General features: G+C 73.1%; 22 protein-coding genes. 9 read left to right on the top strand and 13 right to left on the bottom strand.

The window, feature by feature from the left end:
• Nucleotides 1–84: 84 nt before the first annotated feature.
• Nucleotides 85–774: a FadR/GntR family transcriptional regulator gene (locus tag ACZ7MF_RS13015; protein WP_471476556.1), complete on the top strand. Its 690-nt coding sequence runs from the start codon at nt 85–87 to the stop codon at nt 772–774.
• Nucleotides 775–893: 119 nt separating this feature from the next.
• Nucleotides 894–1,385 carry a DUF5949 family protein gene (locus tag ACZ7MF_RS13010; protein WP_471476554.1) on the top strand — a complete coding sequence of 164 codons (492 nt, stop codon included), beginning with the start codon at nt 894–896 and terminating at the stop codon, nt 1,383–1,385.
• Between the two features lie 42 nt (nt 1,386–1,427).
• Here the strand turns inward: ACZ7MF_RS13010 and ACZ7MF_RS13005 are convergent, their stop codons facing one another.
• Nucleotides 1,428–1,964: a cysteine hydrolase family protein gene (locus tag ACZ7MF_RS13005; RefSeq protein ID WP_471476551.1), complete on the bottom strand. Its 537-nt coding sequence runs from the start codon at nt 1,962–1,964 to the stop codon at nt 1,428–1,430.
• A gap of 105 nt (nt 1,965–2,069) precedes the next feature.
• Here ACZ7MF_RS13005 and ACZ7MF_RS13000 point away from each other — a divergent pair, with 105 nt between their 5' ends.
• Entirely contained in the window at nt 2,070–3,140 is a 1,071-nt protein-coding gene (locus ACZ7MF_RS13000) for a right-handed parallel beta-helix repeat-containing protein (protein ID WP_471476549.1), read from the top strand.
• Nucleotides 3,141–3,204: 64 nt separating this feature from the next.
• A complete protein-coding gene (locus tag ACZ7MF_RS12995; RefSeq protein WP_471476547.1) occupies nt 3,205–4,233 on the top strand; it encodes a methyltransferase in 1,029 nt (342 codons plus the stop codon).
• An 80-nt stretch (nt 4,234–4,313) separates the two neighbouring features.
• Here ACZ7MF_RS12995 and ACZ7MF_RS12990 read toward each other — a convergent pair whose 3' ends face one another.
• The 4 genes from ACZ7MF_RS12990 to ACZ7MF_RS12975 all read right to left on the bottom strand — a co-directional run bounded on the left by ACZ7MF_RS12990 (nt 4,314) and on the right by ACZ7MF_RS12975 (nt 9,182).
• Nucleotides 4,314–5,465, bottom strand: coding sequence for a SchA/CurD-like domain-containing protein (locus ACZ7MF_RS12990; protein ID WP_471476545.1), 1,152 nt, complete (start codon nt 5,463–5,465; stop codon nt 4,314–4,316).
• Between the two features lie 150 nt (nt 5,466–5,615).
• Nucleotides 5,616–6,296: a class F sortase gene (locus ACZ7MF_RS12985; RefSeq protein WP_361008840.1), complete on the bottom strand. Its 681-nt coding sequence runs from the start codon at nt 6,294–6,296 to the stop codon at nt 5,616–5,618.
• Nucleotides 6,297–6,423: 127 nt separating this feature from the next.
• On the bottom strand, nt 6,424–6,984 hold the full coding sequence (locus ACZ7MF_RS12980) for a hypothetical protein (protein ID WP_471476542.1): 561 nt from the start codon (nt 6,982–6,984) through the stop codon (nt 6,424–6,426).
• Between the two features lie 263 nt (nt 6,985–7,247).
• Nucleotides 7,248–9,182 carry a SpoIIE family protein phosphatase gene (locus tag ACZ7MF_RS12975; protein ID WP_471476540.1) on the bottom strand — a complete coding sequence of 645 codons (1,935 nt, stop codon included), beginning with the start codon at nt 9,180–9,182 and terminating at the stop codon, nt 7,248–7,250.
• Between the two features lie 141 nt (nt 9,183–9,323).
• On the opposite strand from ACZ7MF_RS12975, the gene ACZ7MF_RS12970 reads away from it, so the two are divergent.
• Nucleotides 9,324–9,875: a GNAT family N-acetyltransferase gene (locus tag ACZ7MF_RS12970; protein ID WP_471476538.1), complete on the top strand. Its 552-nt coding sequence runs from the start codon at nt 9,324–9,326 to the stop codon at nt 9,873–9,875.
• A 421-nt stretch (nt 9,876–10,296) separates the two neighbouring features.
• Here the strand turns inward: ACZ7MF_RS12970 and ACZ7MF_RS12965 are convergent, their stop codons facing one another.
• Both ACZ7MF_RS12965 and ACZ7MF_RS12960 read right to left on the bottom strand, forming a co-directional pair.
• A complete protein-coding gene (locus tag ACZ7MF_RS12965) occupies nt 10,297–10,770 on the bottom strand; it encodes an ATP-binding protein (RefSeq protein WP_471476536.1) in 474 nt (157 codons plus the stop codon).
• 101 nt (nt 10,771–10,871) lie between these two features.
• Nucleotides 10,872–11,609, bottom strand: a complete 738-nt coding sequence (locus ACZ7MF_RS12960) for an SAM-dependent methyltransferase (protein ID WP_471476534.1) — start codon at nt 11,607–11,609, stop codon at nt 10,872–10,874.
• Nucleotides 11,610–11,822: 213 nt separating this feature from the next.
• On the opposite strand from ACZ7MF_RS12960, the gene ACZ7MF_RS12955 reads away from it, so the two are divergent.
• Nucleotides 11,823–13,019 carry a cytochrome P450 gene (locus ACZ7MF_RS12955; protein WP_471476532.1) on the top strand — a complete coding sequence of 399 codons (1,197 nt, stop codon included), beginning with the start codon at nt 11,823–11,825 and terminating at the stop codon, nt 13,017–13,019.
• A gap of 39 nt (nt 13,020–13,058) precedes the next feature.
• Here ACZ7MF_RS12955 and pgm read toward each other — a convergent pair whose 3' ends face one another.
• The 4 genes from pgm to ACZ7MF_RS12935 all read right to left on the bottom strand — a co-directional run bounded on the left by pgm (nt 13,059) and on the right by ACZ7MF_RS12935 (nt 16,976).
• Nucleotides 13,059–14,699: a phosphoglucomutase (alpha-D-glucose-1,6-bisphosphate-dependent) gene (pgm, locus tag ACZ7MF_RS12950; RefSeq protein WP_471476529.1), complete on the bottom strand. Its 1,641-nt coding sequence runs from the start codon at nt 14,697–14,699 to the stop codon at nt 13,059–13,061.
• 88 nt (nt 14,700–14,787) lie between these two features.
• Nucleotides 14,788–15,150 (bottom strand): hypothetical protein, encoded by a 363-nt coding sequence (locus ACZ7MF_RS12945; RefSeq protein ID WP_471476527.1) that lies wholly within the window; start codon nt 15,148–15,150, stop codon nt 14,788–14,790.
• A gap of 140 nt (nt 15,151–15,290) precedes the next feature.
• Nucleotides 15,291–16,031, bottom strand: coding sequence for a Type 1 glutamine amidotransferase-like domain-containing protein (locus ACZ7MF_RS12940; RefSeq protein WP_471476525.1), 741 nt, complete (start codon nt 16,029–16,031; stop codon nt 15,291–15,293).
• 9 nt (nt 16,032–16,040) lie between these two features.
• A complete protein-coding gene (locus ACZ7MF_RS12935; RefSeq protein ID WP_361008817.1) occupies nt 16,041–16,976 on the bottom strand; it encodes a LysR family transcriptional regulator in 936 nt (311 codons plus the stop codon).
• Nucleotides 16,977–17,071: 95 nt separating this feature from the next.
• Here ACZ7MF_RS12935 and mdlC point away from each other — a divergent pair, with 95 nt between their 5' ends.
• From mdlC to ACZ7MF_RS12920, 3 genes are all read left to right on the top strand, one after another.
• Entirely contained in the window at nt 17,072–18,664 is a 1,593-nt protein-coding gene (gene mdlC, locus ACZ7MF_RS12930) for a benzoylformate decarboxylase (RefSeq protein WP_471476523.1), read from the top strand.
• A gap of 46 nt (nt 18,665–18,710) precedes the next feature.
• Complete coding sequence (locus ACZ7MF_RS12925; RefSeq protein ID WP_471476521.1) at nt 18,711–20,165, top strand: benzaldehyde dehydrogenase; 1,455 nt, start codon at nt 18,711–18,713, stop codon at nt 20,163–20,165.
• Between the two features lie 93 nt (nt 20,166–20,258).
• Nucleotides 20,259–21,530: an MFS transporter gene (locus tag ACZ7MF_RS12920; protein WP_471476519.1), complete on the top strand. Its 1,272-nt coding sequence runs from the start codon at nt 20,259–20,261 to the stop codon at nt 21,528–21,530.
• A gap of 81 nt (nt 21,531–21,611) precedes the next feature.
• Here ACZ7MF_RS12920 and ACZ7MF_RS12915 read toward each other — a convergent pair whose 3' ends face one another.
• A complete protein-coding gene (locus tag ACZ7MF_RS12915; protein WP_471476517.1) occupies nt 21,612–22,373 on the bottom strand; it encodes a PepSY domain-containing protein in 762 nt (253 codons plus the stop codon).
• Nucleotides 22,374–22,439: 66 nt separating this feature from the next.
• Nucleotides 22,440–23,426 carry a LysR family transcriptional regulator gene (locus tag ACZ7MF_RS12910; RefSeq protein WP_471476515.1) on the bottom strand — a complete coding sequence of 329 codons (987 nt, stop codon included), beginning with the start codon at nt 23,424–23,426 and terminating at the stop codon, nt 22,440–22,442.
• Nucleotides 23,427–23,534 lie beyond the last annotated feature (108 nt).

The raw sequence follows: 23,534 nt of genomic DNA, 5'->3' as shown, positions 1-23,534 counted from the left end.
TGACGGGGACGTAGGATGTCCCACGTCCTGTTAGAGTGACACATGGCAGAGCAGGGGATGTCAAGGGTCGAGAGGGGACGTCACATGCGCTCGGTCGCCGCCGACGCCGAGGAGAGGGTCAAGGAGCTGATCGTCGAACAGGGCCTCGGCCCCGGCGACCCGCTGCCCACCGAGACGGAGCTGATGGAGCGTTTCGGCGTCAGCCGAAACTCGCTGCGCGAGGCACTCAAGTCCCTCCAGGCCATGCACATCGTCGAGATCCGGCGGGGCTTCGGTACCTACGTCGGGACCATGTCGCTGGAGCCGATGACCGAGGCCATGGCCTTCCGCACGGTGGTCGGGCACCGCCGGGGGCAGGGCAGCCTGCTCGAACTGCTGCAACTGCGCGAGGCGCTGGAGGCGGGGCTCATGCACCAGCTGGCCGGCCGGCTGCCCGCCGAGGACCTGGCCGAGCTGGACGCGCTGGTGGAGACCATGCACACCGAGGTGCGCGAGGCGGGCGAGATCGCGGCGCGCACCGACCGCGCCTTTCACCGGGCGCTGCACCGCTCGCTGGACAACGACCTGCTCAGCGAGTTGCTCGACGCCTTCTGGAGCGCCTTCCACCGGGTACGCACCCAGGCGCAGGGGATCGGCGCGGCGGCCGACGGCGAGGAACTGGCCCGGATGCACGCCAGGATCGTCGAGGCCGTGCGCGCGGGCGACGCGAAGGCGGCGGAGACGGCCGTGCACCGGCACTTCGACGACATCCGCGGACGGCTGTCGCAGCACTGACGGGCGAGGCGCCCGCGGCCCCTCGTTCGTGTGAAGATTCGTATGAAGAAGGGCCAGGGTGTCGCCCAGTCGGGTGACGGCCGGGTGGGCGCGTCGCCGCGCGCGCTTACGGTTTCGCGGTGACCTCGATCTCCACTGACCCGCGCCCCCTGCGAACCGCCGACCTCGGCACCCTCGTCATCATGTCCTGGAGCCGCGAGACGCCCGACGGCGACGTCCCCTTCCTCCTCGCCTGTTCGCTCGGCGACGGGGAGGGCGGCCCGGAGGCGGCCCCGGCCGCCGTCGAGGGGCTGCTGAGCCGCTCCGGACTCGCGGTGGGCGGCGACACCGTCCTGGACGGCACCGTCCTGCCCGGCCTGCCGATCGGCCTGCTCGTCGTACCGGGTGCGGCGGCCCTCACCATGCCGGGGGTCAACGCCCAGTTCGTGCCCACCCCGCAGTGGCGGGCGGCGGTCGACCGGCGAGGGTACGCCTGTCTCATCTTCGCCACCCGCCCCTGGTCCGGGGGCGAGCCCGGCGACGGCGAGGCGGTCGCCGCCTTCGCCAACCACGCGGACACGCTCTCCTCCGCGGCGCAGGTCGTCCTGCCCGTACGGAGCCTGCGCGGCTGAGGCCGGGCACGCGACCCGCCGCCGGTCCGGCGGCGGGTCGTCTCACGTCCACAACTCGCCGCTGTGGCACACCCGGGCGCCCATGTTCCGCTCCATCATGCGCAGCGCCGCGTCCGCCAGATCGGCGTGGATGTGGGCGACCGCGTCACGCGGAACGATGACTTGCAGATGGCGGATATGGGCGTCCAGCGCCGAGTAGAGCACGCACTGCTCAGTCACCTGCCCGCACAGCACGAGCCGGTCGATCCCCTGCTGGTGGAGCAGATAGGTGAGCGGGGTCTCGAAGAACACCGAGTGGCGTGCCTTGACCACGAAGAGGGAGGACTCGTCGGGCTTCAGCGGCTCGACGAGCCGGGAGTGCGGCCCGGAGAGGGCCTTGTCGAGGATCTCGCCGTGGTGCGAGCGCCACTCCCCGAAGTTGTCGTTGACGTAGATCACGGGGACGCCCTGCCGCCGCGCCCGGTCCAGCAGGCCGGTCACGTTCGGCAGCACGGATTCCACGGCGGGGATCAGGGACTCGGCGTCCTGGTGATCGTAGGTGTTGATCATGTCGATGACGATCAGCGCGGTCTTGCCCATGCCGCCCAGGTTGCCACCGAACGGCGGTTCGGCGGCCGTTCATGACACGCCGTCGGATGGCTCATCCCGCCCGTGGTCCAATAATTCCGGCATAACGTGCGCAATATGAAGAAATGCCATGTCGTGTACCTGGTGTGCACCGCAGCCATGATCGGGACGGGGCTCGGCGCGGCCCCTGCGTTCTCCGTCCCCGTGACCCATCTGGTCCACCCCGGGGAGTCGATCCAGAAGGCGGTGGACGCCGCCAAGCCGGGCGACACCGTCCTCGTCACCACCGGCACGTACCACGAGAGCGTCAAGGTGGGCACCCCCGGGCTCACCCTGCGGGGCATGGGCCGCTCCACGGTCATCAGGCCCAGCACCCAGAAGGCCGCCGACAACACCTGTGCCGAGGGCGGCAACGGCATCTGCGTGATCGGCACGAAGGACGAGAACGTCAAGGGCATCACCGTCTCCGACCTGACGGTGACCGGGTTCACCCGCACCGGCGTGTTCTCCATGGCCACCGACGGGCTGACGGTCCGGAACGTGAACGCGGTGAAGAACGGCGTCTGGGGCATCGCCCAGGAGCGGTCGGTCCACGGCATCATCCGCGGCAACACCGCCCGCGACAACGGCGACGCGGGGATCTTCCTCGCCAACAACATCAAGGCCGAGGAAGGCGCCGCCGACACCGAGGGCACCCTCGTCGCGCACAACCGGCTCGAGGGCAACCGGATCGGCGTCACCGTCCGGCGCCTGCGCAACCTCGCCGTCGCGGGCAACCAGATCACCGGCAACTGCGCGGGCGTCTTCGTCGTCGGCGACGAGAACACGCCCAAGGCCGGTGACCTGGTCGTGCGGGACAACCGTGTGCTGCGCAACAACAAGTCCTGCCCGAAGACCGACCGGCTGGAGGCCCTCCAGGGCTCCGGCATCGTCCTGACCGGCGTCGAGAAGGTCCTGGTCGCCGACAACACGGTCGAGGGCAACTCGGGCACGTCGTCGATGTCGGGCGGCATCGTCCTGGCCTCCAGCATGGTGGGCACCGCCAACTCGAAGAACGAGGTCAACGGCAACCGGCTGAGCCAGAACTCCCCCGCCGACCTGGTCAACGCCGGGACCGGCGACACCGGCAAGAGCAACACCTTCACCGGCAACACCTGCGGCGCTTCCAAGCCCGCGGGCCTGTGCTGAGCCGGCCGTAACCACCCGTGGACCGAAGAAGGCCCATGGACCGAAGAAGGAAGGAAGGCGGCACATGACGACCGCACAGACTGCCCCACCCCCGCCCATGCGGCTGCGGGAGCTCGTGTTCGGGGCGGCATGTGCCGCCGCCCTCCGCGCGGCCGCACGGCTCGGCGTCGCCGACGCGCTCGGCGACACCCCCATGGCCGTGGAGGACCTCGCGGCCGCGGTGAAGACCGAGCCCAAGCCGCTGCGCCGGCTGCTGCGCGCCCTGACCTGCTACGGCGTCTTCACCGAGCACAAGAACGGGACCTTCGCGCACACCGACATGTCCCGCCTGCTGCGCGAGGACGACCCGCACAGCCTGCGCAACATCACCCTGTGGTGCACCGAACCGTGGACCTGGGACGCCTGGCCGCTGCTCGACGAGGCGGTGCGCACCGGCTCCAACGTCGTCGAGGGCCTGTACGGCAAGGAGTTCTTCACCTACCTCAACGAGGACGCGCCCCAGTCGGCCGAGGTGTTCAACCGTGCCATGACGACGTCCAGCCGGCAGTCGGCCCAGGACGTCGCAGCCCTCCTCGACCTGTCGGCGAGCAGCTCGGTCGCCGACATCGGCGGCGGGCAGGGGCACGTGGTGGCCAGCCTGCTGGAGAAGTACCCGGCCATGCAGGGCACCCTGCTCGACCTGCCGCGGGTGGTGGAGAACGCCGACCCCCGGCTGCGCGAGGGCGGTGCGCTCGCGGACCGCGTCCGCATCGTGCCGGGCGACTGCCGCGAGACCATCCCGGTGCGGGCCGACGTCTACGTCATCAAGAACATCCTGGAGTGGGACGACGACAGCACCGCCCGCGCCCTGCGTAACGTCATGGCGGCCGGCGGTCCCGGGGCCAGGGTCGTCGTCATCGAGAACCTCGTCGACGACACCCCGTCGATGCGGTTCAGCACCGCCATGGACCTGCTGCTGCTCCTCAACGTCGGCGGTGCCAAGCACACCACCGACAGCATGGTCGGCCGGCTGACCGACGCGGGCCTCGTCATCGACGACATCCGCCCGGTCAACCCGTACCTGCACGCCTTCGACTGCACCGTGCCGAAGTGAGCTGACCCGGGGCCCGCACGCGCGTCGGCCGCCGGACCGCACGGTGGCGGTCCGGCGGCCGACGCGTGGGTACGGACCGGTCAGGCGTCCGGCGCACGCCGGTCGGTGACCAGCGCCATCCGGGCGCCCTCCAGCGCGCGGACGAGTCCGCCTCCGGTGGGGGAACCGGCGTCGGTGAAGCCGTCCAGAAGGGTCGTCAGCTCGGACACCCGGCCCGGGTCCGGAAGGCCGAGGGTCACCGCGGGATCGCCGTCGTGGAGGTCCCCGCGTACGTCGACCAGCCGCACCACGACGTCGTCGCGCTGGAAGATCGTGCTGCACAGGACCGGGCTGCGCGGATCCCTGGCCGCCGCCTCGTCGCGCTCGGCGAGCAACTCGGCCAGCCGCATGCCGCAGCCCGGACGGGCCGGGTACGACAGCGCGTGCCGCTGCGCCAGGTCCTGCTCCTCCCCCGCCGTCACGTGGTGGACGGCGGGCAGCGCCGCCCGCGTGTAGAACACCCGGGCGGACTCCGGGTCGCCGAGGTCCCGGTCCTGCTCCAGGTACGGGTTGATGGCCTCCTCGACGGCCCGCACCTCGGGCTGCTCGGCCACGTGCCGCAGGGCCGCGAGCAGGTCGCCGCGCACCTCGATGGCCCGCACCACGCGGTTGCCGTGCAGGAACAGGGACGTGCGGCACAGACGCGTGGTGTCGTCGACCCGCGGCTCGGGAGAGGCGTAGTCGGCGAGGATCTTGCCGACCGCCTCCTCGCTGCCCGGCTTCACCGTGAAGGTGAGCGCGTGCCGGATGACGCCGTCGCCGACGCGGGGCGCGGCCTGCAGTCCGCCCCGGGCGGGATCGGCGCCGCTCGACGGGTGGCCGGTCTCGCGGACCACGTGGAAGCGGAGCGACCGGGTGTCCCGCACGCAGCTGTGCAGCGGCTTGACCATCCGCACGTGCTCTTCGCTGCTCACCCAGTTCAGGAACGGCGGCGCGCTCTCCCACTCGCTGGTGATCAGCCACTGGGAGGGGTTCTCGATGGACTGGCACAGCTGCTCGCCGATGTGCCCGGGGACGGACTCGACGTGGCTGCGCAGGTTCTCGTACGTCTCGAGGAACTGCTGCTGGGCTCCGTCGTAGACCTCCACCAGCAGGACGACCCGCAGCCGGGAGCCGTCGAACACGGACTGGGAGACCTGGTGCGACAGCTGTCGCGTCAGCGGTTCGGAAGCACGGGTGGGCGTGGTGGTCATCCTGCGCACATCTCCTTCGCGGGGGGCGGGTCCGAACGTCGGCCGCGGTGATGCGGCGCCGGCTCCTCGATCCTGTGGCCGGCCCCGACGGCGCGCGACTCGTGTGCGGTGCGCGGGTGACCGGCACCGCGGCCGGCCCGGTACGCGGCCTCAGGCGAGGTGCGCGAAGACGACCAGGTTGTCCGTGTAGTCCTTGACCTTGTGGTCGTAGTCGCCCGCGCAGGTGATCAGTCGCACCTCGGGCCGGTCGGCGTCGCCGTAGACGCGGTCGCTCGGGAACTCGTCCTTGGCGAAGGTCTCCAGGCTGTCGACCACGAAGGTCGCCTTGCGCCCGTCCGCGCGCCGGACCTGGAACTTGTCGCCCTTGTCGAGCTGGTCGAGGCGGGCGAAGACGGCGGCCGACGTCTTGGTGTCCACGTGTCCGGCGATGATCGAGGTGCCCTTCTCGCCGGGCGAGGCGCCCTTGGCGTACCAGCCGACGAGGTTGGTGTCACCGGCCGGCGGCGGCTGGAGCTGCCCCTTGTCGCCGATGGCGAGGTCGGTGAAGGGGGCGTCGACGGAGATCTCCGGGATCAGCAGGCGCACCGGCTTCGACCGGGGCAGGGCGGAGTCGGCCGCGCCGGTCGCGGGCGGGGCGGACGAGGCGGTGGTGCCGGGGTGCGCGGGCAGCGGGGGGCGGGAGGAGTCGGCGGACGTGTCGTTGCCGCCGACCAGGCTCACCGCCAGGATCAGCAGAGCCACGGCGCACAGCACCATCAGGCCGGAGCGGGAGCCCTGACCGGTCGTCGTCTCGTCGTCGGCCGGGGCGGGGGCGGAGGGGGGGACTGACATCGGGGACGACCTCACTGGGACACGGCGGCAGAACGGACACGAGGGGCGGAGGGTGGGCGGAGGGGGCGAGCCGGGCCGCCCCGTGGTTCCTGGGTGGCGGCCCGGCTGCTATCGCGCCCGGCACGGCTTACGCCACTCCGTGAGCCGACTTCTTGCGTCGGACGGCGTACAGGCCGGTCGCGGCGACGGCCAGGACGGCGAGCCCGCCCGCGGTCGTGGTCGGCGTGGCCAGTCCGCCACCGCCGGTGTGCATGCCGCCGCGCGGCTTCTCGTGCTCACCGCCGCCCCTGGAGCTCTCGCCCTCGTCCTGCTGGTAGGTCTGCGAGCCGCCCTCCTTGGACTCGCGGCCGCCGCCCTCCCAGTCGCCCTCATTCACCGCGGCCAGCGCACCGCCGCCGGTGTGCATGCCGCCACGCGGCTCGTCGTGCTTGCTTCCGCTGTCGTGCTCCTTGCCGGAGGACGCCTCGTCGTGGTCCCAGTCGCCCTCGTTCACCGCGGCCAGCGCGCCACCGCCGGTGTGCATGCCGCCACGCGGCTCGTCGTGCTTGCTTCCGTTGTCGTGCTCCTTGCTGTAGGAAGAGTCGTCGTGGTCCCAGTCGCCACCGGCCGCCGCGTAGGCGCCGGGGGCACCGAGGACGAAGACGGCCGAGGCCGCCGCCGTGGTCAGGAGCATCCGAGCAGAACGCATCTGTGGTTCCTTCCGTCACGGCCGGGCAGCTGGTGCTTCGTCAGCTGAGGTGACCCGGCCCCGACGTGAATCACCGTCAGCCCGCCGTCCGTCTCGCACCACTCAAGGCGCTCAGCCGGGTGAAGACGCCGCCCGTTCGGGTGCCGGGCCCGCTTCCCGCCGGGCCGCGAACTGGTCCGGGCGGTTGTGGAGTTGGGGCGGTCCGGACGGGGTGTCACCCCGCGACTGCCTGTCACCCCCGCCCGCGCACCCCCCGGGGTCCGCTACTCCTCCGGGTCCACGTGGGTCGGGTCCTGCACCTCGGCCTCCTGGCGCAGGGAGCCGGGAGCGGCCCGGTCGGGGGCGGCCTCGCTCTGCCCGGACTGGGGCGGCGGGGGCGGCTCGGTGTCGCCGGGCGCGCCCATGCCGGCGGCGGGCAGGCGCAGGGCGAGCAGGGCGACGTCGTCCCCGCGGGGCGCGATGCGCGCGAGCAGTTCGTCGCAGAAGTCGTCGACGCTCACCCTGTCCGCCCGCCGGGCCAGTACGCCGGCATGGTGGCGGAGCTGGTCCATGCCCACGTCGATGGGACGGTCGCGGCTCTCGACCAGGCCGTCGGTGTAGAGCAGGAGGATGCTCTCGGGCGGGAGTTCCTCGCGCGTGTCGGGCCAGTTCAGGCCGAGGCGCAGGGTGGCGCTCATGCCGATGAGCGGCCCGTGGCCGCCCTCCAGGAAGCGCGTCGTGCCGTCCCGGGTGACCAGCAGGGGCGGCGGGTGGCCGGCGTTCACCCAGTGCAGCCGCCAGGGGCCGCCCTCGGCCCCTTCGACGCGGGCGAACACGAGGGTGGCCATGGGCGCGTCGCTGGTGTTGGTCACGGCCTCGTCCAGCCGGCGCATGATCACGCTGGGCGGCTCCTGGTGGTCCCAGGCCAGGGCGCGCAGCATGTTGCGGACCTCGGCCATGTGGGCGGCGGCCTGCAGATCGTGTCCGACGACGTCCCCGATCACCAGGGCCATCACGCCGTCGCCGAGGAGGAAGGCGTCGTACCAGTCGCCGCCGACCTCCATGGCGCTCTCGGCGGGCCAGTAGCGGGCGGCCATCCGGAGGTGGTCGACCTGCGGAAGCGGGGTCAGGAGCTGGCGCTGCATCGTCTCGGCGACGTTCTGCTGCTCGTGGTAGAGCCGGGCGTTGTCCAGGACCAGTCCCACGCGGCGTCCGATGTCCGCCAGCAGGGCGACCTCGGCCTCGGTGTGGGCGGGGCGCTCCCCGGCGCGGCCCACCGTCAGGATGCCGTAGGACCGCTGGCGGGTGCGCAGGGGGATGGCGACGGCCGCGTGGCCGCCGAGCCGTTCGAACAGCACCCGGTGGGTGGCGGCGAGCGGGTGCTCCGGGTCCCGGAACAGGTCGTCGGCCTTCAGCGGGACGGGCCGGTCGCCCTTGATGAGCAGGGTGAGCGCGGCGCGGGCCTGGTCCGGCAGCGAGGTCATGGGCCCGCGCAGGGGTCTGGCCCGGTCCGGCTGGGTGCTGCTGCGTACCGCCGCCCGTTCCAGCAGGTCCGACTGGCCCGGGTAGACGTCGACCGCCGCCCACTGGCCCAGTTCCGGCACCAGCAGCCGCACGAGCCGGCGGAGGGTGGTGGAGGTGCGCTCGGTGGGGACCAGCACGGTGGAGATCTCGGCGACCAGGTGCAGCTGGGCGGTGAGTGCCTCCAGGGCGGTGGTCCGCGCCTCGGTCTCCTCGGCGGCGCTGCGGTGCAGGCTGAAGTCGTGGAAGACGAGCACCAGCCCCTGCTGCCGTCCGTCGCGGACGAGAGGGGTGGCGGCCCAGATGATGGGGACCGTGGTGCCGTCGGCCCGCTGGAAGTACTCCTCGCTGCCCTCCTCGGCGGGCACCCCGTGCAGCGGGCGGCGCAGCGCGCACCGCTCGCGCTGCACCGGGCTGCCGTCGGCGTGCCGGTGCAGGAGGTCGTGTGCGTCGTGCCCGAGCATCTCCTGCTCCGACCGTCCCAGCAGCTGCTCGGCCCAGGGGTTGACCGAGGTGATCCGGGCGGTGGGGCCGAGGGTGAGGACTCCGGCGCCGAGAGCACGCAGGACGGCGCGGGAGAAGTCGGGCTCCACGGGCTCGGGCACGCCGTGCGCCGCGTCCGCCGCACCGTGCGCCTCGTCCGCCGCGTCGTGCCCTGGTTCCTCGCCGTCCTGGTGGCCCGCCCAGCGTGACGTCACGACCCTCACAGCCTTCCGATGCCGTCCATCCCGCCAGGTTCCCCAGGGGGCGGTGATGAACCGCTCCGCACGGCCGAGGAGGCGGATCGCGGGTGCGTAATCCGGTCGCCCGGCCCGGCCCGCGTCCCGTACGTTCACGTGATGTCCGAACTTCGAACCGATCGTCTCGTGCTCCGCGGCTGGCGGGCGTCCGACCTGGACCCGTGGGCGGCGATGAACGCCGACCCGGTGGTCCGCGCGTACTTCCCCGAGGTCCTGACCCGGGCGCAGAGCGAGGCGTCCGTGGCCGGCTTCCAGGCCGACCTCGACCGGCGGGGCTGGGGCTGGTGGGCGGTGGAGATCGCCGCCACCGGCGAGTTCATCGGCTTCGCCGGGCTCGATCCCGTGGAGGACGGCATGCCGTTCACCGGGGTGGAGGCGGGCTGGCGGCTGGCCCGTCCGGCCTGGGGGCACGGCTTTGCCACCGAGGCCGCGCGTGCCGCGGTGACCCACGCCTTCGAGGAACTCGGGCTGCCGGAGGTCCTCGCGGTGACCGCGGCCGGCAACCTGCGCTCGCGGGCGGTGATGGACCGCCTGGGCATGACCTACGATCCGGCCGAGGACTTCGACGACCCGGAGATCCCGGAGGGCCCCCTGCGCCGCTCCGTCGTCTACCGCCTCCGGTCCCGGGACCACCGGCCCGGCGCGCTGTAGCGGGGGCCGGGCGGTGAACGGCGGTGTCCCGTCACCACGCGGGACGGGGCGGCCAACACCACGCACGCCGGTGGCAGGTCACGGCCCGGAGCGGAATGCCCCGCCGCGCAGGCGGGTGCCACGCCACCGCCCACCAGGGTCCCGCCATCGCGCCACCTCCTACGACACCGCCCAGCGCTTGCCCGGTCGGCGCCCACGCACCTGCTGCACGACCGCCGAGAGCGAGCACCGCCACCGGGCGAGCAGGTGCCGCGCACCGTCCGCAGCACCCCCCCCGCCACCACGCGAGCAGGCGCCGCGCCGCCGCGCCGAGCAGGGCCCGCCGCCGGGACGGGCAACCGTCGCCTCCGGGCGGTCCCGTCGCCGCGCGCGGGGCGCGTCCTCCCGGACAGGTCGGACCGGGCGAGTCGGACCGGCCGGGTCAGGCCGGGCGGCCGAGGGTGGCCGTGCCGTTCAGGTCGTCGGCGAGTCCCACGGCGGCCCTCATGCGCTTGCCGACCGGCTCCCGGTGCACCTCGAAGCTCTCGCAGACGGCCATGACGATCTCCAGCCCGTGTCTGCCGACCCGGCCGGGGTCCGCGGGTCCCGGCACCGGGAGCACCGGTTCGCTGTCCCACACCGTGACCTCCACCCGGTCCTCCGCCAGTTCCAGATCGACCAGCGAGGGGCCGGGCGCGTACTTGCAGGCGTTCGTCAGCAGCTCGCTGACCACCAGTTGCACCACTTCCACCGCGCGGTCGGACACCGGGGCGCCCTGCGCCGCGCGCACGCGTGTCAGAAACCGCCGGGCCAGTTCCCGGCCCCTGGCGATGTCGCCGGGCATGCCCTGGTACTCCGCCGAAACCTTGACCGACCCGTCTCTGCGCCGGTCCCCCGTGTGGGCAGCCCCGTCCATCCGATCCGCCCTCTTCCTGAGCCTTGACCGTTACGCCGACCCGTCTACCCCCGAATCCGGCAAACATCACCCGCCCCACGGAGTCGTGCGGCGCGCAGGCGTCAGGCCTCCGTCGGGCGCAGGACCAGGCAGAGGAAGCCCAGGCAGTCCCGGTAGCCCCGCAGCCACCCGTCACGGTGGGCGGTGGCCGTCTCCAGTGCCTGCGCGCGGTCGGGGTCGGCGGGGTGGTCCAGGGCCCACGCGGCCAGTGTCCCGGTCCAGGCCCACTCGTAGTCGTCGAGTTCCCGGCGGGTGCTGATGTGCCCGCCCACGGGCGTCCAGCCGTCCGCGACGACCCGGTCCACGGTGGTCGGCAGGTCGTCGAGGTCACCGAGCGTGTCGACGGCCTCGGGGGACGGCTCGCGTTCCCAGAATCCGTCGCCGACCAGGACACGTCCGCCGGGCGCCAGGTGCTCGCGTGCGGCGGCGAGGGTGGCGGACAGGCCGCCGAACGCGTGCGTGGAGCCGACGCAGAGGACCAGGTCGAAGCGGTGCGGGGCGGTGAACCGCGCGGCGTTCCCATGGTGCAGCGTCAGACGGTCCGCCACCCCGAGCCGGGCCGCGGCCTCGCGGGCGTGGTCGAGCGCGCTCGCGGAGACGTCGACGCCCTCGGCCGTGAGGCGTGGATGCTCGGCGAGGGCCCGCAGCAGCCACTCGGCGCCGCCGCAGCCCAGGTCGAGGACGCGCGCACCGTCGCCGGGGACCGCGCGGGCGAGGAGCCGGCGTACCGAGTCGTCGTCGAGCGGTGCCGCGATCGGGTGGTCGGCATGGGCGAGTCGGGAGATCTGTTGACGGTCCACCGGCGGAGCCTCGCACGGCGGCCCGGTCGGCGCACCCGGTTTCCGGGCAGTCCGGCCCGGCAGGTGTACGGCCGCCCGGCCGGCGGATTCCGGCACCGTCCGACTCGGCGGATTCCGGGGCTGGCCGGCGTCGCGCGGGTGGCCGATCCTGTTGACCACGTCGTCGAGCCGGGTGGCCGCCGGGGCCGCACGGCCGGAGTGGGGGGTGGCCACGTGGTGCAGGACGGAAGGGTCTCCGCGCGGAAGGCCGACCGGGGCCGGGCCGGGCCCGCGTGCCCGGTCGACCGGGCGGCGGACGGGACCTGGCAGGTACACGATTTCGCCGTCGCGCGGGCGCTGCTGCGCGGTCCCGGCACCGTGCAGGCCGGTCTCGGCATCGAGACGGTGGAGAAGCTCCCGCCGCGCGTCCGCCGGCCCGTGCTGTACCGGGACGGCCCCGAGCACCGGGAGCACCGCAGGCAGACCGCCCGCTACTTCACTCCCCGCCGGGTGGACGAGCACTACCGCGAGCCGATGGTCCGGATCGCCGAGGAGCAGCTGGCCGTCCTGCGCTCGGCCGGCGAGGCCCCGCTGTCCGACCTCGCCTTCGGTCTGGCCGTCGGCGTGGTGAGCGAGGTCGTCGGGCTGCGCTACAGCAGGCCCGGCATCCGCCGCAGGCTGGAGCGGTTCTTCCCGGAGGAGTTCGGCGAGCCGGGACTGACCAGTGTCCGGGGCCTGTACTGGCTGGTGCGGCAGAACACCAACTGGCTGCGCATCCACCTGGCCGACGTGCGCCCGGCCGTCCGCGCGCACCGCCGCCGTGAGCACGACGACCTGATCTCCCACCTGATCGCGGAGGGCTGCTCGGACGTCGAGATCCTCGGCGAGTGCCTGACCTTCGCCGCGGCGGGCATGGTCACCACGCGCGAGTTCGTGTGCCTGGCCGCCTGGCACCTGTTCTCGGACGCCGAACTGCGCGGCCACTACCGGACGGCGGACGAGACCGGGCGTCTGGCCCTGCTCCAGGAGCTGCTGCGACTGGAGCCCGTGATCGGGCGCCTGCGCAGGCGGGCGACCGAGCCGGTGGAGCTGTCCGGCCCCGACGGGCCGGTGACGGTGTGCCCCGGCGAGTACGTCGAGGTCCACCTGGACGACGCCAACGCGGACCCGAAGGCCGTGGGCGAAGAGCCGCTGCTCGTCCGCCCGGAGCGCGCCGGGACGGTCGGCGCGGGGCTCTCCTTCGGCGACGGGCCGCACCGGTGTCCCGGGGCGCACATCGCCCTGCTGGAGACCGACGTGTTCCTCAGCCGCCTGTTCGCCCTCGACGGCGTGCGGATGAGCGGTGCGCCGCGCGTCGCCTTCCAGGAGGCCATCGACGGTTACGAGATCCGCGGGCTGACGGTGGCACTGTCCCGGGCCGGCCGCGGCTGACCGGCCCGGGGACCGACGTACGGCGTCGGCGCTGCGACGTCAGCCGCCCAGGGCGCCGAGGACGACGAGTTTGGCCTCGTCCTGCACCTGCCTGAGGTGGTCCGCGCCGAGGAAGGACTCGCCGTAGATCTTGTAGACGTCCTCGGTGCCGGAGGGGCGGGCCGCGAACCAGGCGTTCTCGGTGGTCACCTTGATGCCCCCGATGGGGGCGCCGTTGCCGGGTGCCTCGGTGAGGACGGCGGTGACCGGCTCCCCGGCGAGGGTGTCGGCGGTGACCTGGGCCGGGGACAGCCTGGCCAGGCGGGCCTTCTCCTCGCGGGTGGCGGGGGCGTCGATGCGGGCGTAGGCGGGATCGCCGAACCGGGCGGTGAGCGCGGCGTAGTGCTCGGAGGGTGTCTTCCCGGTGACGGCGGTGATCTCGGAGGCGAGCAGCGCGAGGATGATGCCGTCCTTGTCGGTGGTCCACACGGAGCCGTCCCGGCGCAGGAACGACGCCCCGGCGGACTCCTCGCCGCCGAAGCCGAGGGAGCCGTCGACCAGTCCGTCCACGAACCACTTGAAGCCCACGGGCACTTCGACCAGGCGGCGGCCGAGGTCGGCGGCGACCCGGTCGATCATACCGGAGGAGACCAGCGTCTTGCCGACGCCCGCGTCGGCCGGCCAGCCGGTGCGGTGGGCGTAGAGGTAGGCGATCGCGGTGGCGAGGTAGTGGTTGGGGTTCATCAGGCCGCCGTCGGGGGTGACGATGCCGTGGCGGTCGGCGTCGGCGTCGTTGCCCGTGGCGATGGTGAAGCGGTCGCGCTGCTCGATCAGGGAGGCCATCGCGTACGGCGAGGAGCAGTCCATGCGGATCTTGCCGTCCCAGTCGAGCGTCATGAACCGCCAGGTCGGGTCGGCGAGCGGGTTGACCACCGTCAGGTCGAGGCGGTGCTGCTCGGCGATCCGGCCCCAGTAGGCGACGGAGGCGCCGCCCAGCGGGTCCGCGCCGATGCGTACACCGGCCGAGCGGATCGCGTCGAGGTCCAGGACGCCGGGCAGGTCGCGGACGTAGGCGTCGAGGAAGTCGTGGCGGCCGGTGCCGGGGGCGGCGAGCGCCCGCGCGTACGGGATGCGCCGTACGTCCTTCAGTCCGGCCGTGATGATCTCGTTGGCCCGGTCCTGGATCCAGGAGGTGGCGTCCGAGCCCGCGGGGCCGCCGTGCGGCGGATTGTACTTGAAGCCGCCGTCGGCGGGCGGGTTGTGCGAGGGGGTGACGACCACGCCGTCGGCGAGGCCCGAGGCGCGGCCCCGGTTGTGGGTGAGGATGGCGTGGGAGACCGCCGGGGTGGGGGTGTAGCCGTCCGCGCTGTCGACGAGGACGGTCACGTCGTTGGCGGCGAACACCTCCAGTGCGGTGACCCTCGCGGGTTCGGACAGGGCGTGCGTGTCGGCGCCCAGGAAGAGCGGGCCGTCGGTGCCCTGTGCCGAGCGGTACTCGCAGATGGCCTGGCTGGTGGCGGCGATGTGGTCGTCGTTGAACGCCGCCGCCAGCGACGAGCCCCGGTGCCCGGACGTGCCGAAGGCCACGCGCTGGGCGGGCTCGCCGGGGTCCGGGTGCAGGGCGTAGTACGCCGTCACCAGCCGGGCGACGTCGATCAGGTCCTCGGGGCCGGCCGGCTTCCCGGCTCGGTCGTGCTGCATGCGCCCACTCCTCCGCGTAGGTCGGGACTTCGCTCGCGGGTCCCATCTTCCCCTGTCCGCGGAGTGGTGCCGTGCGTGGCGTCCGGTGTCAGATCCGGCCGCCGGTGAGGCGGGTGAGGGGGCCGTGCGCGTGTCGTCCGGCGCGGCGGCCCACCGCGTAGGAGGCGGCGCTCACGACGGTGAGGCCTGCGCCCACACCGGCGGCGACGAGTTTGCGGTGGGCGACGACCGTCCACGCCGTCTTCGCCGTGGCCGCGACCTGGCCCGAGGTGCTGGAGACGGCCTGGCGGCCGGCCGCGACGCCCTTGGCCGCCGTCCGGACGGCGCCGTTGGCGGCGTCGGCGGAGCGCTGGACCCCGGTCCTGGCCGCCGACGCGGCGTCACCGGCCTTGGACTCGACGGTCGCGGTGCCGGTCGGCTTCTTGCTCGTGTTCTTGTTCGCATCGCTCATGGACACCGCCTTGCCCCTCACCGCGCGGACAAACGCGGACGCCCCGCACCGGTCGTCACGGCGGTCGCGACGCTCAACGGGGCTCGGCCGTCGAGGTGTTGTCCCGGTGCCCGGCATGAACCGCTCACCGCCGGGACCGTTCACCGCCGCGGACGGTGCAGCTCCCGCGGCTCGATCCGCTCCTCCACCGCGGTGTCGCCGTCGCGGACCACCACGTAGGCGCCCCTGCCCGGGACTTCGGTGACCGCCTCGGTCAGTTCCGTGCCGCGGTAGACGAGTCCGACCCCGTCGTCCGTGCAGTGGGCCGTCGGGAGGGTGCCGTCGGCGACGAGGCGGTGGATCAGGGGACGGCGGCCCGGGTCGACGTCGTAGTGGACGCCGTTGCCGTAGGGCAGGAAGTCCAACGCGTCAGTGATCGGACGCAGTTCGGGACCGAAGGAGTCGGTGGCGCCGCCCCGGAACCAGCACAGGGAGCCCGCGCTCACGCCGCTGAGCACGACGCCCGCCTCCCAGGCCCTGCGCATGATCCGGTCCAGGCCGTGCACGCGCCACACGGCCAGCAGGTTGGCCACCGAGCCGCCCATGACCCAGACGACGTCCTGGTCGAGCACGGTCTCCTCGACGTCCTCGACGTTGGGCATGGGGAACAGGTGCAGCGGTGTCAGGTCGAACCCGGCGACGCGGGCGGCCTCCGTCATGCGGGCGGTGAAGTGCTCGGCGTCCCCTATGGCGGTGCCCACGTACAGGACGCGGGGGCGCCGGCCGTGCGCGCCCGAGAGGTCCACCGCGTGATGGACCAGGGCGTCGAAGGCCACCATGGTCCGCCCGCCCGCGCGATGGCCGCCCGAGGTGGCGAGGATGGTGGGTTCCGGTGCCGTCATGCGGTGATCCTAACGACGGCTCGACGGCGGCAGCTGGGCCGGGCTCACCTGCTCGCCCAGCACCTCCGCCAGGAACTGCACGAGCCAGCGCTGGGCCGGGCTGCGCGAGGACTCGTGCCGCGCGTACAGGGCGATCTCGATGGGTTCGGTCTCGAACGGCAGCCGCACCAGGCGCACCCGGTGGGAGGCGGTGAAGACCTCGCCGACGTACTCGGGGACGATGGCCACCAGGTCGGTCTGTTCCAGCAGGTAGGGCAGCATCGAGAAGCGGGTGGCGTCCACGGCCACCCGTTCCAGGAGCCCGTGCGCGCCCAGCAGTGCCCGGGGCGTGACATGGCCGCTCGGTCCGAACACCGTCGCGTGGTGCTCCGCCGCGAGGTCCGCCGGTGTGACCGCGTCGCCGCGTACGCGCGGATGGTCGGCCGCGACCATCAGGACGTACCGCTCGCGGAAGAGCGGGATGCGCACGGTGAGGTGCGAGGTGATCACCGGGGTGGCCACGAACGCGTCGAGGTCGCCGCGGCGCAGCTGGCCCTCGGCGTCCTCCACGTCGAAGGGGCGGACGGTGAACGACACGCCCGGCGCCCGCTCGCGCGCGGTGGCCACGAGCCTCGGCAGCAGCGTCGCCTCACCGAGGTCGGACAGGGCGATGGTGAACCGGCCCGACATGCTCCCGGCGTCGAAGAGGTCGCCCTGGCGGACCGTCCCGTCGATCTCGGCCAGCGCGCGCTGGAGCGGCAGGTACAGCCGCCGTGCGCCGGCGGTGGGGGTCAGCCCGCGTCCGTTGCGGCGGAACAGCTCGTCGTCGAAGTGCCGCCGCAGCTTGCCCAGGCTGTAGCTGACCGTGGGCTGCGTGACATGGAGCGTCTCGGCGGTGGCCGTGACGCTGCCCGTCTCGTAGAGCAGGACGAACACGCGGGCCAGGTTGAGATCGAAGGTGCCCATATCGACGAACTCTATATCGGAGTGGCGAAACATCTATTGGTGCCCATGTCGTGGGGTGCCTAGCGTGTGCCGCGTCACTTCGAAAGGAACCGTCCGTGCCATCCGTGCGTCGTGTCTCCCACGAGTTCCTGGAGCGCCAGGGGCTCACCACCGTCTTCGGCAATCCGGGCTCCAACGAGCTGCCCTTCCTCGCCGGGCTGCCCGACGGCTTCCGCTACGTCCTCGGTCTGCACGAGGGCGCCGTCGTCGGGATGGCGGACGGGTACGCCCAGGCGACCGGCCGCCCGGTGCTGGTCAACCTGCACGCCGCCTCCGGTTCCGGCAACGCGATGGGCGCCCTGACGAACGCCGTCGCCTCCCGTACGCCGCTCGTGGTGGTGGCCGGGCAGCAGGTGCGCCCCGCCATCGGCCCCGAGGCCAACCTGGCCAGCGTCGACGCCCCCTCCCTGATGAAGCCGCTGGTCGGCTGGGCGGCGGAACCGGCCTGTGCCGGGGACGTGCCGCGTGCGCTCGCCCAGGCCGTCTTCGAGGCGCGGCTCCAGCGTCGGCCGACCTACCTCTCCGTGCCGTACGACGACTGGTCGGCCGACGTCGACGACAACGCCCTGGCCGTGCTCGACCGGCGGGTACTGCGGGCAGCGGTGCCCGGCGGCGAGCAGCGCCGGTGGCTCGTGGAGCAGGTCGCCTCGGCCCGGCGCCCCGCGCTCGTGCTGGGCGGTGACATCGACTCGGCCGGCCGCTTCGACGACGCGGTGCGGCTGGCCGAGCGGCTGGGCGGTCCGGTGTGGGCGGCGCCCTCGCAGTTCCGGCTGCCGTTCCCGAACCGGCATCCGCAGTTCCGGGGGGTGCTGCCCGCCGGGATCGCACCGGTCTCGGCGGCCTTCGAGGGCCACGACCTGGTGCTCGTGCTGGGCGCGCCGGTCTTCCGCTACCACGAGCACCTGCCCGGCCGGTACCTGCCCGAGGGCACCCGGCTGATCCAGGTGACCGAGGACGCCTCCGCCGCGGCGCGGGCGCCGATGGGCGAGGCGCTGGTCGCCGACCCGGGTGCCGTCATCGACGTACTCCTGGAGTCACTGGACGCGTCCGGCGGGCCCGCGGGTGCGGCGGCGGGTGACTACCTCCCCGTGCCCGAGCCGCTCGCCGCCGAAGGGCCGGGGCTCCATCCCGAGCAGGTCTTCGCCGCGCTGCGCGACGAGATGCCGGAGGACACCGCGTACGTGGTCGAGTCGACGTCGACCAACGCGGCGTGGTGGCGCCAGATGGACCTGCGCCGCCAGGGCTCCTACTACTTCCCGGCGGCCGGAGGACTCGGATTCGGGCTGCCCGGCGCGGTCGGCGTGGCGATGGCACAGCCCGGCCGGCCGGTGGTCGGCGTGATCGGGGACGGCTCGGCCAACTACGGCATCACCGCCCTGTGGACGGCCGCGCAGCACCGGGTCCCGCTGACCGTCGTCCTGCTGCGCAACGGCACGTACGGGGCGCTGCGCTGGTTCGGCGGCCTGCTCGGCGTGCCGAACACGCCGGGTCTCGACATCCCGGGCCTCGACTTCACCCGCATCGCGGAAGGCTACGGCGTCCGCGCCCAGCACGTCGGCGGGGCGGCTGAGCTGCGCGCCGCGCTCGCCGAGACGCCGGACCACCCCCGGCTGATCCAGGTGGACACGGCGCTCACCACGCCCTCCTGAACCGACTCGCCACACCACACCGAAGACCCCGACGAGAGGGAAGACGATGACACTCCTGGACAGCGCCGTCTGGGGCGGGAAGTTCTCCAGCGACGGCTGGCAGGGCTCCCCCGCCGAACAGCCGGTGACCGAGCCCGCCACCGGTGACCGGCTCGGCACGGTGGGCCTGGCCTCGGCCGAGGACGTGAACCGCGCCGCCGCCCGGGCCGCCGAGGCCCAGCGCACGTGGGCGGCGACCTCGCCGCAGCAGCGGGCCGCCGTGCTGCGCCGCGCGGGGGAGCTGTTCACCGAGCACGCCGCCGAGATCGAGGACTGGCTGGTGCGTGAGGCCGGCTCGGTGCGGTCCAAGGCGGCCTTCGAGGCGGGGCTGGCGATCGGCGAGTGCTTCGAGTGTGCCGGGCTGCCGACCCATCCCCAGGGCGAGGTGCTCACCTCGGAGGACGCCCGCTGGTCGCTCGCCCGGCGCCGCCCCGCAGGTGTCGTCAGCGTGATCGCGCCCTTCAACTTCCCGCTCATCCTCGGCCTGCGTTCGGTGGCCCCCGCGCTGGCGCTGGGCAACGCCGTGCTGCTGAAGCCGGATCCGCGCACCGCGGTGAGCGGCGGTGTCGTCATCGCCCGGATCTTCGAGGAGGCGGGGCTTCCGGCCGGTGTCCTGCATCTGCTGCCGGGCGACGGGTCGGTCGGCCGGGCGGTGGTGGAGGCACCCGAGGTGCGGGTGATCTCGTTCACCGGTTCCACGCCGGTCGGGCGGGCGATCGGCGAGCAGGCCGGGCGGCTGCTGAAGCGCGCGCACCTGGAGCTCGGCGGCAACAACGCACTGGTCGTGCTGCCCGGCGCGGACGTGGCGAAGGCGGCTTCGGCGGGCGCCTTCGGCTCGTACCTGCACCAGGGGCAGATCTGCATGACGACCGGCCGGCACATCGTGCACGAGTCGCTGGTCGAGGAGTACACCGCCGCGCTCGCCGCGAAGGCCGAGGCCCTGCCGGTGGGCGACCCGGCCCGTGCGGACGTGGCGCTGGGTCCGATCATCGACCGGAAGCAGCTGGAGCGGGTACACGGCATCGTCACCGACAGCGTCGCGGCGGGTGCCAAGGTCGCCGCGGGCGGCGAGATCGACGGCGCCGGATACCGGGCCACCGTGCTGACCGGCCTGACGACGGACATGCCGGCCTGGCGCGAGGAGATCTTCGGCCCGGTCGCGCCCGTCATCTCCTTCGCCACCACGGAGGAGGCCGCGCGGATCGTCAACGACTGCGAGTACGGGCTGTCGGTCGGCATCCTCGGCGACGTCGGTACGGCGATGAAGCTCGCCGACCGGATCGACTCCGGCAAGGTGCACATCAACGAGCAGACGGTCAGCGACGAGCCCAACGCCCCCTTCGGCGGGGTCAAGGCGTCGGGCACCGGCTCCCGGTTCGGCGGCGCCGCGGCCAACGTCGAGGCGTTCACCGAGACCCAGTGGCTCACCGTCCGCCCGGACATCGCCGACTACCCGTTCTGAACCCTCCGGTCACCCACCCGTACCGGTCCCGGCCGGCCGCCCCGGCCGGTCCGGCTCCGCTCACCCACACCCGTCCCCGGGGGGAGAGTCATCATGGCTTCCACCACCACGTCCGGTGCGCCCGCGCAGACCGGCCGCACCGTCGGCGGCACATGGACGGTGATCCTGTGCTGGATCACCGTCCTGCTCGAGGGCTACGACCTCGTCGTCCTCGGCGCCATCATCCCCACTCTGCTCAAGACCCACCACCTCGGCATGACCGCGGGCGACGCGACCACCATCGCGACGCTCTCGCTGGTGGGCGTCGCGATCGGCGCGGTCTGCGTCGGTCCGCTGGCCGACCGGCTGGGCCGCCGCCGCCTGCTCATCGGCTCGGTCGTGCTCTTCTCGGTCCTCACGATCGTGGTGCCGCTGGCGAACTCCGTCGCGATGTTCGCCGCGCTGCGCCTCCTCGCCGGTCTGGGCCTGGGCGCCTGTATGCCGGTCTCGCTCACGATGATGGCCGAGCACATGCCGGCCAGCCGCCGGGCGCGGGCCAGCACCCTGACGATGACCGGCTACCACACCGGTGCGGTGATCACCTCGCTGCTGGCCCTCCAGGTGACCGACGACTGGGAGATCCTCTTCTACCTCCTCGGCGTCGTCGGCCTGGTGATCGCCGCGATCCAGTGGTTCAAGCTGCCGGAGTCGGCGGCCTTCGAGCGGGCCAAGCGGGACGGGGCACAGCGGGTGCCGTTCACCGAGCTGCTCAAGCCCGCGTACCTGCGCGCGGGCATCGGCATCTGGGTCGCCTCGTTCATGGGCCTGCTGCTGGTCTACGGCCTCAACACCTGGCTGCCCAAGCTGATGAACGACGCGGGCTACCCCGTGCCGACGGCCGTGACCCAGCTCCTGGTGCTCAACATCGGCGGCGTCGTCGGCCTGGTCCTCGGCGGGTACGTCGCCGACCGGCGGGGCATCAAGGGGACCACCATGGTCTGGTTCGCCGTCTCGGTGCTCATGCTGGGGTGCCTGAGCATCAAGATGGAGAGCGACCTGCTGCTCAACGTGGTGGTCTTCTTCACCGGTGTGTTCGTCTTCTCGGCCATGGTGCTGGTCTACGCCTATGTGACGCACTACTACCCGGCGTCCGTGCGCAGCACCGCGCTCGGCTCCGCGTCCGGGATCGGCCGGATCGGCTCGATCGTCGGCCCGTCGATCACCGGCGCGCTGGTCGCGTCGGGGGTGGGGCACCCGTGGGGCTTCTACTTCTTCGCCGCGGTGGCGGTCCTCGGCTTCCTGGCCGTGCTGACGCTGCCGCGCGGCGGCGGGGACGAGCCGGCCGGGGCCGGGTCGCCCGCCGCGCCGGCCGCGCCGGCCGGGTGACGTCCTGAGGACACGACATGAGGAACGGGAGCAGTGGGCCGCTCGGCCCGCTGCTCCCGTCGGTGTCCGGGGGCCTGTGTATCAGTCCTTGTCGACCTTCTGGCTCAGCACCTTGCCGTTCGCCGCGTCGACGTCGACGGTGGTCTTGTTCCAGTTGCTCTTGTCGACCACGTCGACGCCCCAGACGACCTGCTGGTCGTCGTTGTCGCCGAGTTCGACGTGGGTGACGGTGCCCTTGGCCTTGGCGGTGGCCGCCTTGACCGCCTGCTCCGGGGTCTGCTTGGCCTTGTCCAGCCACTCGGTGACCTGGGTCTTGTCGTCGGGGTCCTGGTCCGGGTCGACCATGGTGCGGAAGACCTTGCCGCTCACCGCGTCGATGTCGATGCGGTGCAGGGTGCCGTCGGACTGGGCGACCTTGGCCTCCCACTCCGGGGCGCCCTCGCTCGGAGCGGGGTTCGGCATGCTGGGGCTCGCCGATCCGGTCGGCGAGCCGGACGGCGACGCGGTGGCGTCGGCCTCCACGCGCTTGAGTTCGAGGTCCACGAGCTTGCCCTCGGGAACCTCCTTCACGGCGGTGTCGGCGGCCTTGTCCCAGGTGACCTTCGTCGCGGAGACGAGGTCCTTGCGCTCGGTCTGGTCCTCGTTCATCGAGGGAGAGCCGGTGGGGGACGGGGACTGGGTATCGGTGCCGGTCGGGGAGGGGGACTCGGTCTGAGCCGCCTCCGCGACGCTGGAACGGGTCGTATCGGCGTTCGTGCAGGCCGTCAGCAGCAGGGCGGAGGCGCCCAGGGCACCGACCACGGCCAGCGAACGCAAGGGGGGAAGTCGTCGTGCAGAGCTCATGATGCTGTCCGTAACCGCTCCGTCACGCAGACACACCGGCCCGGTATGAAAATCACCCTATTGGCTTCAGCGGGCCCGTACGAACTCCACCCGACCGCCTCCCGCCGCGGTCACCGGACATCGGGGCAGCGTCCGGATCCCGCCCCCTTCCAGCCACTCCCGGTAGGCGGTGGACTGGCGGGCGACCTCCCAGTACGCGTCCTCCAGGGCGGGGAAGACGGCCTCCAGCTCGGCGCGGGTACGGGCGGCCAGCAGCAGGCGTACGCCGAGGGGGTCGCCGTACAGGCGACGCACCGCCATGTCGGGGCGGGACTGGGAGCTGGGCTGGCAGACCGTGACGACCTCGCCGGTGGCGACCAGGGAGGCGGCCGTGTGGTAATCGCCGTGCAGCACCCGGGGGTTGAGGCCGACGGCGCGCAGCATGCGGTGCACGCCGTCCCATTCGCCGTCGACGGTGGGGTCGACCATCCACCGGTCGTCGGCGAGGTCGGCGAGGCGGACGACGGGCCGGACGGCCGCGGGGTGGTCGGCGGGCAGCATGACGAACTGCGGTTCGCGCTCAACCAGGACGCGCAGCCGCAGGCCCTCGGGGATGTGCAGCGCACAGCCCTCGACCTCGTGCACGAAGGCGACGTCCAGCTGCCCGTCGGTCACCCGGCGCAGCAGCGCGTTGGCGGAGACGTCCATCTGCAGGGTCGGTTCCAGGCCCGGCCGTCTGAGCCGGCGCAGCCAGCCGGCCAGGGCGCGGCTGGCGGTGGAGCCGACCCGCAGCCTGCTGTCGCCGCCGGCCGCGGCGGCGCGGGCCTCGCGGACCAGGGTGCTCATGTCGGCCAGCAGCGGACGGGCCCGGCCGAGCACGGTGCGGCCGAGCGGGGTGGGGCGGCAGCCGGTGCGCTCCCGGGTGAACAGCGGTCCGCCCAGGGTCTGTTCGATGCGGGCCAACTGGGTGCTCAACGTGGGCTGCGCGACACCCAGTTGGCGTGCCGCCCGGTGCAGGCTGCCGGCGTCGGCGATGGCGCACAGTGCGCGTAGGTGCCTCACCTCGAGCTCCATGCAGGGAGCGTAAGGCGGAACAGTAGGTTGCGCCAGGTGAACAAAAGGCGGCGGATCAGGGCGAGTTCTGCACTCTGGTCAAAGCCGCAACGAGTGGCCGGGCGGTGG

The sequence above is a fragment of the Streptomyces sp. NPDC111628 genome (genome assembly GCF_055635195.1).
This window is presented reverse-complemented; position numbering and strand designations above follow the sequence as displayed.